Here is a 16879-nt window from a genome sequence, read left to right as displayed (position 1 = left end):
GGTCAGAGCTTGCCGAAGCAGGGGTCGTCGGCGGGCTTGGGCATCTTGGCGTTCGTGGTGGAGAACTTGGCCACCACGCCGCTGTCGGTGACCTGCACGCTGTCGGCGTGGATGCCCATCGGGTAGTCCTCGGTGATCTGGGCGGTGAACTTGTCCAGGATCGGCTGCAGGGTCTCCCGCGGCCAGGACAGGCCGATCGCGCTCAGGTCGACGATCTGCAGCGAGATGCCCTTGTTGACCACCGAGGGCTTGGCGGTGATGGTGCCGAGCAGACTCTTGAGTTCGATGGTCCCGTTGGACGGGTTGGTCCGAACGTCGGAGATGGCCGAGCCGATGAACGGCAGCGTGACCATGTCGGCCACGGTCTGACGGATACCGTCGGTGCTCCAGTTGATGTCGGCGACCAGCGAGCCGACGGTGCCGCTGGAGTCGGCGGTCTCCTTGATCCGGACATCCTTGATGCCCAGCTTGACCTGCATGCCCTTGGCCTCGCGGATCTGGTTGCCCGCGGTCTCGACGTTGATGTTGGTGTAGTGCCCCGAGATGTGCTGCATCAGGAACGGCGGTAGCGGATCGAACGACGCCTTCGCGCCGTCCCCGACGACGCATTCCACCGTGGAGGCCACGATCTGGTCGGCGCGGTTGCGGGCGTAGAGCTCAGAGCCGAGCACCCCGGCGGCGACCAGGGCCACCACGATCACGAAGACCAGCACCACCGACAGCGGGTCCGAGAACAGCTTCTTGACCTTGGCCAGCGCCGACGAGTCCTGCGGCTGGGGCGCCTCGGGTGCCGGCTGCTCGACCTGAACCGGCTGCCCCGGCTGATCCGGCGCCGGGGGCTGCGGGGGCAGCTCCTGGGTAGGTGCTGGCGGGGACTGGTCGGTTGGGCGAGCCCAGGGATCGGTCACCCCAGCGATTGTGCCTTACCCAACTGAGCGAATTGTGAGCGGTTCTGCAGCACCGCGATGGTGTCCCGGACCTGGTTGGCGGCATCCAGGTCGACGTCGACGACCAGCAACTGTTCCTCGGCGCCGGCCGAAGCCAGCACCTCGCCGGTGGGGGAGGACACCAGACTGCCGCCGACTCCCGTCGGGCCGACCTTGGCGATCTCGTCCCCCGGATAGGCCTGGTCCACCGCGGCGACGAAGCCGGTGGTGTCCAGTGCGCGGGCCCGGGCCAGCAGGGTCCACTGCTCGAGCTTGCCGGGGCCGGACCCCCACGAGGCATGCACGGTGATCAGTTGGGCACCGCGCCGGGCCAGTTCCACGTAGAGCTCCGGGAAGCGGACGTCGTAACAGGTGGTCAGGCCGACCGTCGCGCCGTCGACGGTGATCGTGGACGGTTCGAAACCCGATGCGACAGTGCGAGATTCGGTGAATCCGAAGGCGTCGTAGAGATGGATCTTGTGGTAGTGCGCGTCGACCCCGGGTCCCGTCGCGATCAGGGTGTTGGTGACCCGCCCGTCCTCGCTGGGAACGAACATCCCGGCCACCACGACCACTCCGGCCCGGGCCGCGATCTCCCGCACCCCCGTCGCCCACGGGCCGTCGAGGCTCTCGGCAACCGGGGCCAGTGGCACGCCGAACCGGCACATCGTCGCCTCGGGGAACAACACCAACCGGGCCCCGGCCGCGGCGGCGCGCCGGGTGAACTCACCGACCATCTCCAGGTTCGACGACGGGTCCGTGCCGGTGGCGATCTGCGCCAGGGCAATTCGCATGCGGTTCAGCTTAGTGGCGCGACAGGGCCCTATGCGTGGCTCGCCACGGGCTACTTTGTGGCTGGCGCCACCGCAGCCCAGGGCACCGTCAGCACCCCGTCACGCATCCGGCGGCGTGCCGCGTCGACCGGGTAACCCTCGGCGCGCAACAGCTCGACCATGGCCCGCCACCGCACCCGCGGACCGAACACGCCGTGCCCGGCAGCGCTGGCCCACGCCCGGTCGGCCGCGCTGAGCAGCGCGTGGATCGGCTGCCCCTCGACGTTGTGGTGAATGAGCACCTTGGGCAGGCGTTCGGCCAGGTCCGAGGGGCGTTCGATGCTGAACGGGTCGCAGGCCAGGGTCAGGCTCACCGGCCCGGCCTCGTCCAGCAGCACCCAGCAACACCTGCGGCCCAGCTCGTCGCAGGTTCCATCGACGATCAGCCCGCCGGGCCCGAGCCGGCGCGACATCGTGGCCCAGGCATCCGGTACCGCCTCGACCGGGTACTGCCGTAACACGTTGAACGCGCGCACCAACACCGGGCGCAGCCCGGCCAGCTCGAACCCGCCGAGCGCGAACTGCACGTCGGTCGCGCCGGCTACCGCCCGCGCGGTGGCCACCCGCTCGGGGTGGATCTCCAGCCCGACCACCCGGACGTCCGGCCGTACCGACTGCAGCCGGGCCGCCAGCTCGAGCGTCGTCACCGGCAGGGCGCCGTACCCGAGATCGACCACCAGCGGATCTGCGGCTGCCCGCAACACCGTGCGCACCCGCGGCGAGTGCACCAGCCAGCGGTCGCTGCGGCGCAGCCGGTTGTACCCGGTGGTGCCACGGGTGACCGCGCCGACGGGTCTAGACGTGCTCGGAGATCCACTCAGCGGTGAACGCCCCCTCGATGGTGAACACGTCGTTGACCGACTGCAGGACCATGTCTTCGAGCTTGCCGCCGATCAGGGGCATCGGCACCTTGCACTTGCTGTCGACCTTCAGCCGGCTCCCCGCGGCAACCCCGGCAAGCACGTAGCGTCCGTCGAGCCGGCCCGGGACGTGCGAAACCGAGGCTGTGTAGTGGCCGTTCGCGCTGTGCCGGCCGAACGGTTCGAACATCTGCCTGCGGGTGATGGCCATGTCGAGCGGTATCACCCCGCGCAGGATCGGGGGCAGCTCCGCGCGCGGCAGCACCTGCCGGAACTCGACCTCGATCCCGCGCTCGTCGGAGCGGAATTCGGTGAGGTCGGATTTACCGGGCGTGAGGTCGTCGTATCGGTCCATCAGGGCCTGCCAGTACTCGTCGTTCGCATACGCGGCATAGATCGTCTCGGCGGGTGCGTCGAACGCCATCGTCGTCTGCCGGCTTCGGCTCATGGCTACCGACGGTACCGCCGGGTCAGCCCCGATCGGTGATCCACACCGAAGTGAATCGCTGCTCGGCTTTCAGCAGTTCGACCAGCTGTGTGCCGATGAAGCTCTCGATCTTGCCGCCGACGAGCGGCACCCTCACCTCTACCGAGATGTGCACCGACAGCCGGGACCCACCATCGGTCTTGGCGAGCGTGGCGATTCCGGACAGGGACACCGGCGCCCCGGGGATCGCCCCGTTGACCGTGCCGCGGGACGCGCCGTCTCGGATCGGCTGCCACTGCTCTTCGCGCCGGATCCTCAGATCGCCGCGGTGAAACTGCGACACCAGCCCGGGCAGACGGTCCGCGTGCAAGATCTGAGTGGTGGCCGCCTCGATCCCGCCGTCGCCGGTCACCGTCAGGGTGTCCAGCGAGGTTTCGTCGGCCCCCGAATCGGCCAGCCGGGCCAGCCAATACCGTTCGTCACCGAATGCCCGGTGGACCTGTTCGACGCTGCCTTCGTAGTCGGTTGCCATGTCGAATGATCGCGGCATAGCTGGTCAGGCTACCGTTACGGCCCGTGGTCAGTTCGTATGTTGCCGGTGTCGCGGTCGCCGAGGCGGTTGCGCTGGCGCCGCTGACCACGTTGCGGGTCGGCCCGGTGGCCGACCGGGTGCTCACCTGCACCAGCACCGATCAGCTGATCGATGTGCTGCGCGCGGTGTCCGACCCGATCCTGGTGCTGGCCGGCGGGTCCAACGTGGTGCTGGCCGACGACCTGGGCGACACGATGCCCGACCTCACCGTGGTGCGCGTGGCCAATACCGCCATCACCGTCGAGGGCAACCTGCTGCGTGCCGAGGCCGGCGCCGTGTTCGACGACGTCGTCGTCACCTCCCTGCAGCACGGCCTGGGCGGGCTCGAATGCCTGTCCGGGATACCGGGATCGGCCGGGGCCACCCCGGTGCAGAACGTCGGCGCGTACGGGGCCGAGGTCGCCGACACCATCAGCCGGGTGCGGCTACTGGACCGGCGCACAGGCGAAGTCCGTTGGGCCGCACCGGAAGAACTCAAGTTCGGGTACCGAACCAGCATCCTCAAACACTCCGATGCCGTCATCGTGCTGGAAGTCGAGTTCGCGCTCGATCCGGCGGGTCGCAGCGCACCGCTGCGCTACCGCGAACTGGCCACCGCGCTGGGTGTCGAACCGGGGGAGCGCGCCGACCCGATGCGGGTTCGCCAGACCGTGCTGCAGTTGCGCGCGGGCAAAGGCATGGTGCTCGACGCGGACGACCACGACACCTGGAGCGTCGGGTCGTTCTTCACCAATCCGGTGGTGTCGCAGGCCGAGTTCGAGCGGGTGCAGGCGATCTACCGGGCCGACCCGTCGGCGGGGGACGGACCGGTTCCGCACTACCCCGCACCGGACGGGGTCAAGCTGGCCGCCGGCTGGCTCGTCGAGCACGCCGGCTTCGGCAAGGGCTATCCCGGTGACGGTGCTCCCGCACGGCTTTCCACCAAACATGCGCTGGCTGTGACGAATCGTGGCGAGGCGAACAGTGCCGACGTGATTGCGCTGGCCAGAGCGGTGCAGGCGGGCGTGAAGGAGCGCTTCGGGATCACTCTGCAGCCCGAACCGATTCTGCTTGGGTGCGATCTATCAGTACCCTAGATCCACGTGAGCCCTGCCGGTGATATAGAGGCCGATGCGCCGTTGTTCAGTCGGCGGCGTGCCCTGACGGTGTTGACCGTCGGAGTGGGAGCCGGACTGCTGGCCGCCTGCTCGGGAGAATCACCGATCTCAGCGCCGCAGGCCGAGGAGCCGTCGGCGCCGTCGGTGACGTACGAGCCCGCCGCGGACGCCGAGGACGTGCTGCCGACCGCGCCGGTCGGAGTCAAGGTGGAGAACGGCTCGTTCCAGCGGGTCAGCCTGACCAACGCCAACGGCAAGGTGGTCGCGGGCAAATTCAACAGCGACCGCACCGCGTTCACTGTCACCGAACCTCTCGGCTACGAATCCACTTACACCTGGGCCGGTTCGGTGGTGGGCAAGGACGGCAAGGCCGAACCCGTGCAGGGCAAGTTCACCACCGTCGCCCCGCAGAAACAGGTCAACGGCCAGTTCCAGCTCGCCGACGGCCAGGTCGTCGGGGTGGCCGCGCCGATCATCCTGCAGTTCGACGCCGCGATCGACGACAAGTACCGCGCGGCCATCGAAAAGGCCCTCCAGGTCACCACCACGCCCGCCGTCGAAGGCAGCTGGGCCTGGCTGCCCGACGAAGCGGGCGGCTCACGTGTGCACTGGCGCAGCCGGGAGTACTACCCGGCCGGGACCAAGGTCAGCGTCAAGGCGCCGCTGTACGGCGTCAGCTTCGGTGACGGAGCCTACGGCGCGGCCGACTCCACGCTCGACTTCGAGATCGGCCGGCGCCAGGTGGTCAAGGCCGAGGCGTCCAGTCACCGCATCCAGGTGCTCGACGGGTCCGGCGCGGTGATCATGGACTTCCCGTGCAGCTACGGCGAAGGCGACCTGGACCGCAACGTCACGCGCAGCGGCATCCATGTGGTGACCGAGAAGTACGAGGACTTCTGGATGACCAACCCGGCCGCCGGGTACTCCAACGTGCACGAACGGTTCGCGGTGCGGATCTCCAACAACGGCGAGTTCATCCACTGCAACCCCAACAGCATCGGTTCGCAGGGCAATACGAACGTCACCAACGGCTGCATCAACCTGAACCTGGAGAACTCGCAGCAGTACTTCAACAGCGCGATGTACGGCGACCCGGTCGAGGTGACCGGCACCCGCATCGACCTGTCCTACGCCGACGGCGACATCTGGGACTGGGCGGTGGACTGGAGCGAGTGGAAGTCCATGTCGGCGCTGTCCTCGCAGGACTCACCGGCGAGCCTGCCTGCCACCGCGCCGGCGACACCGACGGACGCACCGACGCTGTCGGGCACACCCACCACGACCCCGCCGCCGAGGCCCGCGCCCGGTGGCTGAGCGTCTGCGCTGATCTGGCGGCTATTTCCGGTTGAAACGCCCGTGCGGGGCCTGGTCGCGCGGGCGGATCACGATCTGGTCGAGGTTGACGTGTGAGGGCCGCGAAGCGACGAACCCGATCACCTCGGCGACATCCTCGGCGACCAGCGGTGTGATGCCCCGGTACACGTTGTCGGCGCGTTCCTGATCGCCGTCGAAGCGCACCAGGGAGAACTCCGTCTCCACCGCGCCGGGCGCAATCTCGGTGAGCCGCACCGGTTTTCCGAGAAGCTCGCCGCGCAGCGTGCGGTGCAGCGCACCCTGGCCGTGTTTGGCCGCGGTGTAGCCCGAGCCACCGTCATATGTCTCGAACGCCGCGATCGAGGTGACCGTGACGATCAGGCCGTCGCCGGAGGCGATGAGCTTGGGCAGCAGGGCCCGGGAGACGCGCAGGGTGCCCAGTACGTTGGTTTCCCACATCCACCGCCAATGCTCAAGGTCAGCGTCCAGTACGGGCTCCAGTCCCCGGGCTCCGCCGGCGTTGTTCACCAGCACATCCACCTGGTCCAGCTGGGCGGCCATGGCGTCGACCGAGGCCTGGTCAGTGACGTCCGCCACAATTGCGGTGCCGCCGATCTCCTCGGCCAGGCCCTGGACCCGGTCGGCCCGGCGGGCCGCGCAGACTACGTGAAAGCCCAGGGCTGCAAGGGATTTGGCGGTAGCAGCGCCGATCCCGGCGCTGGCGCCGGTAACCACTGCCACCCTTTTGTCTGGCTGCGATGTCGTCACCTGACCAACATTAGATGGCGTGCTAAGTTCTTCGTGTGTCCGGAAATCTCCAGTCCCGCTTCGCGCGGCGTGCGTGTTGTTGTTGCGCACCCCGCCGCGCCTGAGGAGACCCCGGACACCGTTTTCCCGTCCTGCTGAGTCGCCAGGTGTGGTCTCTACCCACCAGCCGACAACCAGTAAGGACCATTCACGTGACCACCGCCATTGCCGCTCCCCGCCGCTCCGCCCCCCGTGCTTCCTCGGCCTCTTCGGCCGGCAACGCCTCGCGGTCGGCCCGGTCGCTGGCCTCCGCCGCGCGCTATCCGCAGTCGCGGCTCCTGCACATCGTCGCCCCGTCGCTGAAGGTGCCCGACGCCGCCGCGGCCTCGGTGTTCAGCGCGGTGCGCACCCGCGGCCCCATCGCCCGGGACGCCATCGCCCAACTGACCCAGCTGAGCATCGCGACCGTCAACCGTCAGGTCACCGCGCTGCTAGAAGCCGGAATCCTGCGTGAACGTGCGGATCTCGCGGTCTCGGGGGCCATCGGCCGGCCTCGCGTGCCCGTCGAGGTCAACCACGAGCCGTACCTGACCCTCGGCATCCACATCGGTGCGCGCACCACCAGCATCGTGGCCACCGACCTGTTCGGCCGTACCCTGGATGTGGTCGAGACGCCGACTCCGTCGGGATCGCAGTCCGCGGCGCTGGCCACGCTGGCCTCAAGCGCCCGTCGCTACCTGAGCCGCTGGCACCGTCGCCGCCCGCTGTGGGTCGGGGTCGCCGCAGGTGGCGTCGTCGACAGCGCCACCGGCTATCTCGACCACCCCCGGCTCGGTTGGGCCGACGCCCCGGTGGGCCCGGTGCTCGCCGAGGCCCTGGCGCTGCCGGTGTCGGTGGCCTCCCGGATGCCGCCGGCGCCCCGGCCCGAACCAGCCTCTACGTGTATGCCCGTGAGACGGTCGGCTACGCGCTGTCCATCGACGGTCGCGTGCACTCCCCGGCCAGCGGTCCGGGCACCATCGCGGGCCTGCCCGCGCAGTCCGAATTGCTCGGCGGTTCAGGACAATTGGAGTCCACCGTGAGTGACGAAGCGGTGCTCAACGCGGCCCGCAAGTTGCGGATCATCCCGGCCGAGGGTCCGTCATCGACCCTGTCGGCGGTGCTGCGCGCGGCCCGGCAGGGCAACGAGAAGGCGGCCGAGCTGCTGGCCGACCGGGCCCGGGTGCTCGGCGAGGCCGTCGCACTGCTGCGCGACCTGCTCAACCCCGACGATCTCGTGCTCGGCGGCCAGGCCTTCACCGAATACCCCGAGGGCATGCCCGTCGTGGAGGACGCCGTCGCACGGCGTTCGGTGCTGGGGCCCCGCGATATCCGGCTGACCGCCTTCGGCAACCGGGTCCAGGAGGCCAGCGCCGGCATCGTTTCGCTGGGCGGTCTTTACGCCGATCCGATCGGTGCCATGCGGCGCGCTCAAACCCGCCGATCCGCAGCGGTGTAGACATGTCTGTGTGCGTCTAGCCACGGACCTCGAGGTTCCCCGCCGCGTTGCGGTGTTATCCGTACATACGTCGCCGCTGGCGCAGCCGGGTACCGGTGACGCCGGCGGAATGAACGTCTACGTGCTGCAGACCGCATTGCAGCTGGCCCGTCGCGGGGTCGAGGTGGAGGTTTTCACCAGGGCCACCTCGTCGTCGGACGCCCCGGTGGTCTCGGTGGCGCCGGGTGTGCTGGTGCGCAACGTGGTGGCCGGGCCGTTCGAGGGGCTGGACAAATACGACCTGCCCACCCAGCTGTGCGCGTTCACCGCGGGTGTGTTGCGCGCCGAGGCGACGCACGAGCCCGGCTACTACGACGTCGTGCACTCGCACTATTGGCTGTCCGGTCAGGTCGGCTGGCTGGCCCGCGACCGCTGGGCGGTGCCGCTGGTGCACACCGCGCACACCCTGGCCGCGGTGAAGAACGCCTCCCTGGCCGCCGGTGACTCACCCGAGCCGCCGTTGCGTGCGGTGGGGGAGCAGCAGGTGGTCGACGAGGCCGACCGTCTCATCGTCAACACCGAACACGAAGCCCAGCAACTGGTTTCATTGCATCACGCCGACCCGGGCCGGATCGATGTGGTGCATCCGGGAGTGGACCTGGACGCCTTCACTCCGGGGGATCGCGACGCGGCCCGGGCCGTGCTGGGAATCGCTCCCGACGAGCAGGTGGTCGCTTTCGTGGGCCGGATCCAGCCGCTCAAGGCGCCCGACGTGCTGCTGCGCGCCGCGGCCAAGCTGCCCGGGGTCCGGGTGCTGGTCGCCGGCGGACCGTCCGGCAGCGGCCTGGCCGAGCCCGACACCCTGGTTCGGCTGGCCGACGAACTGGGTATCACCGACCGCGTGACGTTCCTGCCGCCCCAGTCCCGAGAACAGCTGGTCAACGTGTACCGCGCCGCGGATCTGGTGGCCGTGCCCAGCTACTCCGAATCGTTCGGCCTGGTCGCCATCGAGGCCCAGGCCTGCGGCACCCCGGTGGTGGCGGCCGCGGTGGGCGGGCTGCCGGTCGCGGTGGCCGACGGCGTCAGCGGAGCCCTGGTCGACGGGCACGACGTCGACGACTGGGCGGCCGCCATCGACGACGTGCTGCAGCGCGACCCGGGCCCGTTGCGGCTGGCCGCCGCGGCCCATGCCGCGCAGTTCTCCTGGGGGCACACCGTCGACGCCCTGCTGACCAGTTACGCCCACGCGATGAGCGACTACCGGTCCCGCCACCGCAGGCCCGCCGGTCGCCGTCCCGGGCGGCGCTTCGCGCTGCGTCGGGGGGTGCGGACATGAGCGACGTCGCAAAGGTCATCACCGACACCCTCGACGAGCACGAACTCGCCTACCACCGGCACGAGGGCGCCCACGGCGGACTGCCCGGCATCGTCGTAGAGCTGCCCGGTGAGCGCAAGCTCAAGACGAACACCATCCTGAGCATCGGCGAGCACTCGGTCCGCGTCGAGGCGTTCGTGTGTCGCAAGCCCGACGAGAACTTCGAAGGCGTCTACCGGTTCCTGCTCAAGCGCAACCGCAGGCTCTACGGGGTGGCCTACACCCTCGACAACGTCGGCGACATCTACCTGGTCGGGCGGATGGCCCTGCACTCGGTCACCGCCGAGGAGATCGACCGGGTGCTCGGGCAGGTGCTCGAGGCCGTCGACTCCGACTTCAACACACTGCTGGAACTGGGTTTCCGCTCATCGATCCAGAAAGAGTGGGAATGGCGGGTTTCGCGCGGTGAGTCGCTGAATAACCTCGAAGCGTTCGAGCACCTCATCGACGACTGAGCGCCCGTGAGAAGATCACACGCATGCCGACGCTGATCCTGCTCCGCCACGGTGAGAGCGACTGGAACCAGAAGAACCTGTTCACCGGATGGGTCGACGTCGACCTCACCGACAAGGGCCGTGCCGAAGCCATCCGCGGCGGCAAGCTGCTCGTCGAGGAGGACGTACTGCCGGACGTGGTCTACACGTCGCTGCTGCGCCGCGCGATCACCACCGCGAATCTCGCGCTCGACGCCGCCGACCGGCATTGGATCCCGGTGCACCGGGACTGGCGGCTCAACGAGCGTCACTACGGTGCGCTGCAGGGCCTGGACAAGGCCGCCACCAAGGAGAAGTTCGGCGAAGAGCAGTTCATGGCGTGGCGCCGCAGCTACGACACCCCGCCGCCGCCGATCGAGAAGGGCAGCGAGTTCAGTCAGGACGCCGACCCGCGCTACGCGGAGATCGGTGGCGGCCCGCTGACCGAATGCCTCAAGGACGTGGTGACCCGGTTCGTGCCCTATTACGAGGAAACGATCGTCCCCGACCTCAAGGCCGGCAAGACCGTGCTGATCGCCGCCCACGGAAACTCGCTGCGTGCCCTGGTCAAGTACCTCGACGGTATGTCCGACGAAGAGGTCGTCGGCCTGAACATCCCGACCGGCATCCCGCTGCGCTACGAGCTGGACGACAATCTCAAGCCGCTGGTCGCCGGTGGTGAATACCTCGACCCGGAGGCAGCCGCCGCCGGGGCCGCCGCGGTGGCCGCGCAGGGAGCCAAGAAGTAGTTCGCTGGACACCCGGGCTTGCGGGCAAACAGCAGGTTACCGGGGGTTAACGGCAGCCGAACTCCTGTATTTGTCGGTGTGACTTGTCCCGTTTTGGCCGCACGCTGCTGGGATGACGTTCACCGGGTGCGTACGATTTTCGCGTGAGCTTGGTGTCGGCGTTACTGCTGACGGCGGTCGTGTCGTTGCTCGCGCTGATCATCGGTGCGGGTGTGGCCGCCGTAGTCGCGCCCCGCATCGTCGCCGGGCGGCAACGTCGTCAGGCCGATGAGGCCGGCCTGACGGTGTCGCAGATGCTGCAGCACATCGTGTCCGCATCGCCCAACGGCATCGTGGTCGTCGACACGTTCAACGACGTGGTCTACGCCAACGACCGGGCCACCGAACTCGGCGTGGTGCGCGACCGGCTCCTCGACGACCGGGCCTGGCGGGCCGCCGAGCAGGTGTTCGCCACCGGCCAGGCCATCGACGTCGACCTGTCCCCGCGCAAGCTGCCGCACCCCGGGCGGTCCGGCATCTCGGTGCGCGGCTGGGTGCGGCTGCTGGCCGACCAGGACCGTCGCTTCGCCGTCGTCTACGCCGACGACCAGTCCGAGCACGCGAGGATGGAAGCGACTCGCCGGGATTTCGTGGCCAACGTCAGCCACGAACTCAAGACCCCGGTGGGGGCGATGCGCGTGCTGGCCGAAGCGTTGCAGGCCTCCGCCGACGACCCGGACATGGTGCGCCGGTTCTCCGACAAGATGGTGGCCGAATCGCTGCGGCTGGCCGACATGGTCGGCGAGCTGATCGAACTGTCCCGGCTGCAGGGCGCCGAGCGGCTGCCCGACCTGGACGCCGTCGACGTCGACACCGTGGTGTCCGAGGCGCTGTCACGGCACAAGGTGGCCGCCGACAAGGCCGACATCTCGATCACCACCGACGCCGCGACGGGCTACCGGGTGCTGGGCGATCAGAACTTGCTCGTCACCGCCATCGCCAACCTGGTGTCGAACGCAATTGCATACTCACCCAACGGATCCGGCATATCCGTGAGCCGGCGCCGGCGGGGTGGCAGTGTCGAGATCGCGGTCACCGACCGCGGTATCGGAATCGCCAAGGCCGATCAGGAACGGGTCTTCGAGCGGTTCTTCCGGGTCGACAAGGCCCGGTCGCGCGCCACCGGCGGCACCGGGCTGGGCCTGGCGATCGTCAAACACGTGGCCGCCAACCACAACGGAACCATCCGGCTGTGGAGTCAGCCGGGCACCGGGTCGACATTCACCTTGTCGATCCCGGCCTATCCCGAAACCGATGAGCCAACCAGTGGCTCGGACGACCGAGAGGATTAGCGAGAACGATGACCAGCGTGTTGATCGTTGAGGACGAGGAGTCGCTGGCCGATCCCCTGGCATTCCTGCTGCGCAAGGAAGGCTTTGAGGCCACCGTGGTCGCCGACGGTCCCTCCGCTCTGGCCGAGTTCGAGCGCTCCGGCGCCGATATCGTCCTGCTGGACCTGATGCTGCCGGGGATGAGCGGTACCGACGTCTGTAAGCAATTGCGTGCCCGTTCCAGCGTGCCGGTGATCATGGTCACCGCCCGCGACAGTGAGATCGACAAGGTCGTCGGCCTCGAGCTGGGCGCCGACGACTATGTCACCAAGCCGTATTCGGCCCGCGAGCTGATCGCGCGGATCCGGGCGGTGCTGCGCCGCGGCGCCGACACCGACGACAGCGCCGTGGGCGACGGCGTGCTCGAAGCCGGGCCGGTGCGGATGGACGTCGAACGGCACGTCGTCAGCGTCAACGGAGAGCAGATCACCTTGCCGCTCAAGGAGTTCGACCTCCTGGAGTACCTGATGCGCAACAGCGGCCGGGTGCTGACCCGCGGCCAGCTCATCGACCGGGTGTGGGGCGCCGACTATGTCGGCGACACCAAAACCCTTGACGTACATGTCAAACGGCTGCGCTCCAAGATCGAGGCGGACCCGGCCAACCCGGTGCACCTGGTCACCGTGCGCGGCCTCGGTTACAAGCTGGAGGGCTGAACCACCGGGCTATTCGGCGGCGCGGGTGGCCGGATGCACGGCGACCAGCCCGAGCGCGCTGCGCCGCCGGCACATCGCGGCCAGCTCGGCGTAGGCCTTCTCGCCGAGTACCGCGGTGAGCTCGGGGGCGTAGGACTCGAACACCGGGCGGGCGCCGACATGGGCGGCGGGATCACCGGTGCAGTACCAGTGCAGGTCGGCACCACCCTCGCCCCAGCCGCGCCGGTCGTACTCGGTGATGACGGTCCGCAGGATCTGGGTCTCGTCGGGCCGGGTGATCCACTCCTGGCTGCGCCGGATCGGCAGCTGCCAGCACACGTCGGGCTTCATCGTCAGCGGCTCGACGCCCAGCTTGAGGGCCTTGCTGTGCAGTGCGCATCCGATGCCGCCGGGGAAACCCGGCCGGTTCAGGAAGATGCAGGCGCCCTTGTACTTACGGGTGCGCAGGTTGGGCTTGCCGTCGTACTCGTCGTCTTCCAGATAGCCCTTGCGGCCCAGTCCCTTTTCGCGGAACTGCCAGTCCTCGTCGGTCAGCTGTTTGACCGCATCGTCGAGCCGTGCACGATCGTCGTCGTCAGAAAGGAACGCTCCATGGGAGCAGCAGCCGTCGTCGGGGCGACCCTCGACGGTGCCCTTGCAGGCCGGGGTGCCGAACACACAGGTCCAGCGCGACAACAACCACGTCATATCGGCCGCGATCAGATGGGTCGCGTCCTCCGGGTCATAGAACTCCACCCATTCGCGGGCAAAGTCGAGTTCGACTTCGCCGGGATGCACATCTGTCACGGCGCAAACGGTACTCGCATATGCCTGAACGCATTTCCCAACCGCGCCGCGGCGCGCGGTGGGATGCGCCGGAACCCGGGGCCGTCGCCACGAAAGGTCGCGGGAGGTCCGGCCACGAAGCGCTGGTCGGCTGCGGTTAGGTTGGTGCGGTGCGGTTAGGCGTGCTCGATGTCGGTAGTAACACGGTTCATCTCCTCGTGGTGGATGCGCGCCGTGGCGGCCATCCGACTCCGATGAGCTCCACGAAGGCGGCCCTGCGGCTCGCCGAGGCCATCGACAGCTCGGGCAAGTTGACCCGCAAGGGTGCCGACAGCCTGGTGGCCACCGTCGACGAGTTCGCCAAGATCGCCACCAGTTCGGGTTGCGCCGAATTGATGGCGTTTGCCACCTCGGCGGTGCGCGACGCCACCAACTCCGAGGAGGTGCTGGCCAGGGTCCGGGCCGAGACCGGGGTGTCGCTCGGCGTGCTCAGCGGCGTCGACGAATCCCGGCTGACCTTCCTGGCGGTGCGCCGCTGGTACGGCTGGAGCGCAGGTCGGATCATCAACATCGACATCGGCGGCGGCTCGCTGGAGTTGTCCAGCGGGGTCGACGAAGAGCCCGAGGTGGCGCTCTCGCTGCCGCTGGGAGCGGGCCGGCTCACCAGGGAGTGGTTGTCCGAAGACCCACCTGGGCGGCGCCGGGTCGCGATGCTGCGCGACTGGCTGGCCACCGAACTGGCCGACGCCGGTGCCACCATGCGCCGATCCGGGAACCCGGACCTGGCGGTGGCGACGTCGAAGACCTTCCGCTCGCTGGCCCGACTGACCGGGGCGGCCCCTTCGGGCGCAGGCCCGCGGGTCAAGCGGACCCTCACCGCCGCCGGATTAAGACAGCTCATAGCTTTCATCTCTAGGATGACAGCGGCTGACCGTGCCGAACTGGAAGGGGTGAGTGCCGAGCGGGCACCACAGATCGTGGCCGGTGCTTTGGTAGCTGAAGCTAGTATGCGAGCACTGGAGATCGATTCCGTCGACATTTGCCCCTGGGCGTTGCGGGAGGGGTTGATTCTGCGGAAACTCGACAGCGAGGCCGACGGCACAGCCTTGGTAGAGACGTCGGCGCGGGACGCCGGACGTTAAGGAAAAGCTAGCCCCAAAGGCAACATAGGTATGACAGGACCAGAGAACAGCCCATCCGGCACCCGACCGATCTCGGTCGCGGAGTTGCTGGCAAAGAACGGGACGATCGGGGCACCCCCGGTCGGCGGCCGCCGTCGGCGCCGTCGCGGTAACAGCGACGCGGTGACGGTCGCCGAACTCACCGGCGAGATCCCCGTCATCACCGATGACATGGAGCTCGAACCCCGAGACGAGCCGGTTCCCGCGCCTGACCCACTGGTCGACACCGCCGTCGTGCCACCCATCCTCGACGAGCCCCGAGAGCCCCGCGAGCCCCGCGAGCCGCGTGAGGCCCGCGAACCTCGCGAGCCGCGGGTCCGCAACGGTGGCCCACGGCCCCCTCGGGCCGCACGGGTCAAGCCGCCAAGGCCGGTGGAGCCCGAAGAGGTGCGCACCGAGGCCGAGGACGATTACGAAGCGCACCTCGCCGCACGCGATGCCGATCCCGAACCCGTCGAATTCCGGCCACGTCCGCGGCGCGCGCAGCCCAAGACGCCGGCCCGTGATTACCGACCCTCGGGCACCGGTGCCGAGCGGATGAGCCCTGACCCCCTCTACGACCTCGACGAGGACGATGAGGCGGCGTCGGCCGACGCGTTCGTGGAACCGGATGCCGACGCTCATGACGTGGACGCGGCCGGCGCCGGGTACGACGACTACGACGACGACTACGGCGATGGTTCGTATTCGTCGCTCGGACCGCTGTTCGGCGGAGAGTCCGTCTCCGACGACGTGGCCCGCCGCCGCGGCGGCGTCGACGACATCGACGTCGAGCACGACGGCCTGCGCGAGGACACCGCCGAAACCGACGGTTTCGACGAGCACGACGAGTTCGACGAGGACCAGGCGCCCAGCTCCCCGCTGGTCCGCGGATTGTGGATCGTCGGTCAGTGCGTGATCGCGGTGGCCTTCGGTGCCGGCCTGTTCGTCGCCTTCGATCAGCTGTGGAAGTGGAACACCATCGTCGCGCTGGTGCTCGGCGTGCTGGTGATCCTCGGCCTGGCCGGTGGTGTGCGGGTCGTTCGCAAGACCGAGGACATCGGCAGCACGCTGACCGCGGTGGCGGTCGGAGCATTGGTCACCTTCGGACCCTTGGCGTTGCTGCAGGCGAGTTAGTGCGGCGGCCGCGCGCCAGAGTTAGTACGGCGGTACACAATTAGTCTCGTGCGCCCAGCCATCAAGATCGGCCTGTCCACCGCCTCGGTCTATCCGCTGAGGACGGAGGCGGCGTTCGAGTACGCCGCGCGCCTCGGCTACGACGGCGTCGAGCTGATGGTGTGGGCGGAGTCGGTGAGCCAGGACATCGACGTGATCGCCAAGATGTCCGCGCACTACGGCGTGCCGGTGCTGTCGGTGCATGCGCCGTGCCTGTTGATCTCGCAGCGAGTGTGGGGCGCCAACCCGATCCCGAAGTTGGAACGCAGCGTGCGGGCCGCCGAACAGTTGGGTGCGCAGACCGTCGTGGTGCATCCGCCGTTCCGCTGGCAGCGCCGCTACGCCGAGGGATTCACCGACCAGGTCGCCCAGTTGGAAGCCGACAGCGAGGTGCTGGTGGCGGTGGAGAACATGTTCCCGTTCCGTGCCGACCGGTTCTTCGGGGCGGGCGGTACCTCCATCGAGCGGATGCGCAAGCGCGGCGGCGGGCCCGGGCCTGGGATCACGGCGTTCGCGCCGTCCTACGACCCGTTGGACGGCAACCACGCGCATTACACGCTCGACCTGAGCCACACCGCGACGGCGGGCACCGATGCCATGGACATGGCGCGGCGCATGGGGGACGGCCTCGTGCACCTGCATCTGTGCGACGGCAAGGGCGCTTCGACCGACGAGCATCTGGTGCCCGGCCGCGGCACCCAGCCCGCCGCCGAGGTGTGCCAGATGCTGGCGGCCGGCAACTTCTCCGGCCACGTCGTCCTGGAGGTCACCACCTCGGCGGCCAAGACGGCCACCGAGCGTGAGGCGCTGCTGACCGAGTCGCTGCAATTCGCCCGCACCCACCTGCTGCGCTGAACCCGATCCGGCCACCCCTGTAGAGGA

General features: G+C 68.8%; 17 protein-coding genes and 1 pseudogene. 11 read left to right on the top strand and 7 right to left on the bottom strand.

The window, feature by feature from the left end; genetic code table 11:
* Positions 1-2 precede the first annotated feature (2 nt).
* Genes BN2156_RS15910 through BN2156_RS15890 form a run of 5 tightly spaced genes read right to left on the bottom strand, consistent with a single transcriptional unit; the run spans position 3 to position 3596 of the window.
* Entirely contained in the window at positions 3-908 is a 906-nt protein-coding gene (locus tag BN2156_RS15910) for an LmeA family phospholipid-binding protein (RefSeq protein ID WP_090516028.1), read from the bottom strand.
* Entirely contained in the window at positions 905-1720 is an 816-nt protein-coding gene (locus BN2156_RS15905) for a carbon-nitrogen hydrolase family protein (RefSeq protein ID WP_090516027.1), read from the bottom strand. The genes BN2156_RS15910 and BN2156_RS15905 overlap by 4 nt, the downstream gene beginning before the upstream one ends.
* 50 nt (positions 1721-1770) lie before the next feature.
* Positions 1771-2580 (bottom strand): class I SAM-dependent methyltransferase, encoded by an 810-nt coding sequence (locus BN2156_RS15900; RefSeq protein WP_090516026.1) that lies wholly within the window; start codon positions 2578-2580, stop codon positions 1771-1773.
* Positions 2555-3067: a DUF2505 domain-containing protein gene (locus BN2156_RS15895; protein WP_090516025.1), complete on the bottom strand. Its 513-nt coding sequence runs from the start codon at positions 3065-3067 to the stop codon at positions 2555-2557. Before BN2156_RS15895 ends, BN2156_RS15900 begins: the two co-directional genes overlap by 26 nt.
* Before the next feature lie 22 nt (positions 3068-3089).
* Positions 3090-3596: a DUF2505 domain-containing protein gene (locus BN2156_RS15890; RefSeq protein ID WP_090516024.1), complete on the bottom strand. Its 507-nt coding sequence runs from the start codon at positions 3594-3596 to the stop codon at positions 3090-3092.
* A 26-nt stretch (positions 3597-3622) separates the two neighbouring features.
* On the opposite strand from BN2156_RS15890, the gene BN2156_RS15885 reads away from it, so the two are divergent.
* Complete coding sequence (locus BN2156_RS15885) at positions 3623-4714, top strand: UDP-N-acetylmuramate dehydrogenase (protein WP_090516023.1); 1092 nt, start codon at positions 3623-3625, stop codon at positions 4712-4714.
* A gap of 6 nt (positions 4715-4720) precedes the next feature.
* Positions 4721-6049: a L,D-transpeptidase gene (locus tag BN2156_RS15880; RefSeq protein WP_090516022.1), complete on the top strand. Its 1329-nt coding sequence runs from the start codon at positions 4721-4723 to the stop codon at positions 6047-6049.
* Between the two features lie 21 nt (positions 6050-6070).
* On the opposite strand, the gene BN2156_RS15875 is transcribed toward BN2156_RS15880, so the two are convergent.
* Positions 6071-6817, bottom strand: a complete 747-nt coding sequence (locus BN2156_RS15875; RefSeq protein ID WP_090516021.1) for an SDR family oxidoreductase — start codon at positions 6815-6817, stop codon at positions 6071-6073.
* A 281-nt stretch (positions 6818-7098) separates the two neighbouring features.
* Here BN2156_RS15875 and BN2156_RS15870 point away from each other — a divergent pair.
* From BN2156_RS15870 to regX, 6 genes and pseudogenes are all read left to right on the top strand, one after another.
* Positions 7099-8294: pseudogene (locus BN2156_RS15870) on the top strand (ROK family protein).
* Positions 8295-8304: 10 nt separating this feature from the next.
* Entirely contained in the window at positions 8305-9609 is a 1305-nt protein-coding gene (gene mshA, locus BN2156_RS15865) for a D-inositol-3-phosphate glycosyltransferase (RefSeq protein ID WP_090516020.1), read from the top strand.
* Positions 9606-10103 carry a type III secretion system chaperone family protein gene (locus tag BN2156_RS15860; protein WP_090516019.1) on the top strand — a complete coding sequence of 166 codons (498 nt, stop codon included), beginning with the start codon at positions 9606-9608 and terminating at the stop codon, positions 10101-10103. Before mshA ends, BN2156_RS15860 begins: the two co-directional genes overlap by 4 nt.
* A 23-nt stretch (positions 10104-10126) precedes the next feature.
* Complete coding sequence (locus BN2156_RS15855) at positions 10127-10870, top strand: phosphoglyceromutase (protein ID WP_090516018.1); 744 nt, start codon at positions 10127-10129, stop codon at positions 10868-10870.
* 143 nt (positions 10871-11013) lie between these two features.
* Positions 11014-12201, top strand: a complete 1188-nt coding sequence (locus BN2156_RS15850; protein WP_162490870.1) for a sensor histidine kinase — start codon at positions 11014-11016, stop codon at positions 12199-12201.
* Positions 12202-12209: 8 nt separating this feature from the next.
* Positions 12210-12896, top strand: a complete 687-nt coding sequence (gene regX / locus BN2156_RS15845) for a two-component sensory transduction protein RegX (RefSeq protein WP_090516017.1) — start codon at positions 12210-12212, stop codon at positions 12894-12896.
* A 9-nt stretch (positions 12897-12905) separates the two neighbouring features.
* On the opposite strand, the gene BN2156_RS15840 is transcribed toward regX, so the two are convergent.
* On the bottom strand, positions 12906-13682 hold the full coding sequence (locus BN2156_RS15840) for a DUF3109 family protein (protein ID WP_090516016.1): 777 nt from the start codon (positions 13680-13682) through the stop codon (positions 12906-12908).
* Between the two features lie 149 nt (positions 13683-13831).
* Here BN2156_RS15840 and BN2156_RS15835 point away from each other — a divergent pair, with 149 nt between their 5' ends.
* From BN2156_RS15835 to BN2156_RS15825, 3 genes are read left to right on the top strand one after another with little or no spacing between them, the layout of a single operon-like run.
* The gene (locus BN2156_RS15835) at positions 13832-14803 is read left to right on the top strand and encodes a Ppx/GppA family phosphatase (protein WP_162490869.1); all 972 of its coding nucleotides are present in this window, start codon (positions 13832-13834) and stop codon (positions 14801-14803) included.
* 30 nt (positions 14804-14833) lie between these two features.
* Positions 14834-15958, top strand: a complete 1125-nt coding sequence (locus tag BN2156_RS15830) for an Rv0497 family membrane protein (RefSeq protein WP_090516014.1) — start codon at positions 14834-14836, stop codon at positions 15956-15958.
* 48 nt (positions 15959-16006) lie between these two features.
* On the top strand, positions 16007-16852 hold the full coding sequence (locus BN2156_RS15825; RefSeq protein WP_090516013.1) for a sugar phosphate isomerase/epimerase family protein: 846 nt from the start codon (positions 16007-16009) through the stop codon (positions 16850-16852).
* Positions 16853-16879 lie beyond the last annotated feature (27 nt).

This window comes from Mycolicibacterium neworleansense (genome assembly GCF_001245615.1).
GTDB lineage: Bacteria > Actinomycetota > Actinomycetes > Mycobacteriales > Mycobacteriaceae > Mycobacterium > Mycobacterium neworleansense.
Note: the sequence above shows the minus strand (reverse complement) of the source record. Positions and strands in the feature narration are given on the sequence as shown.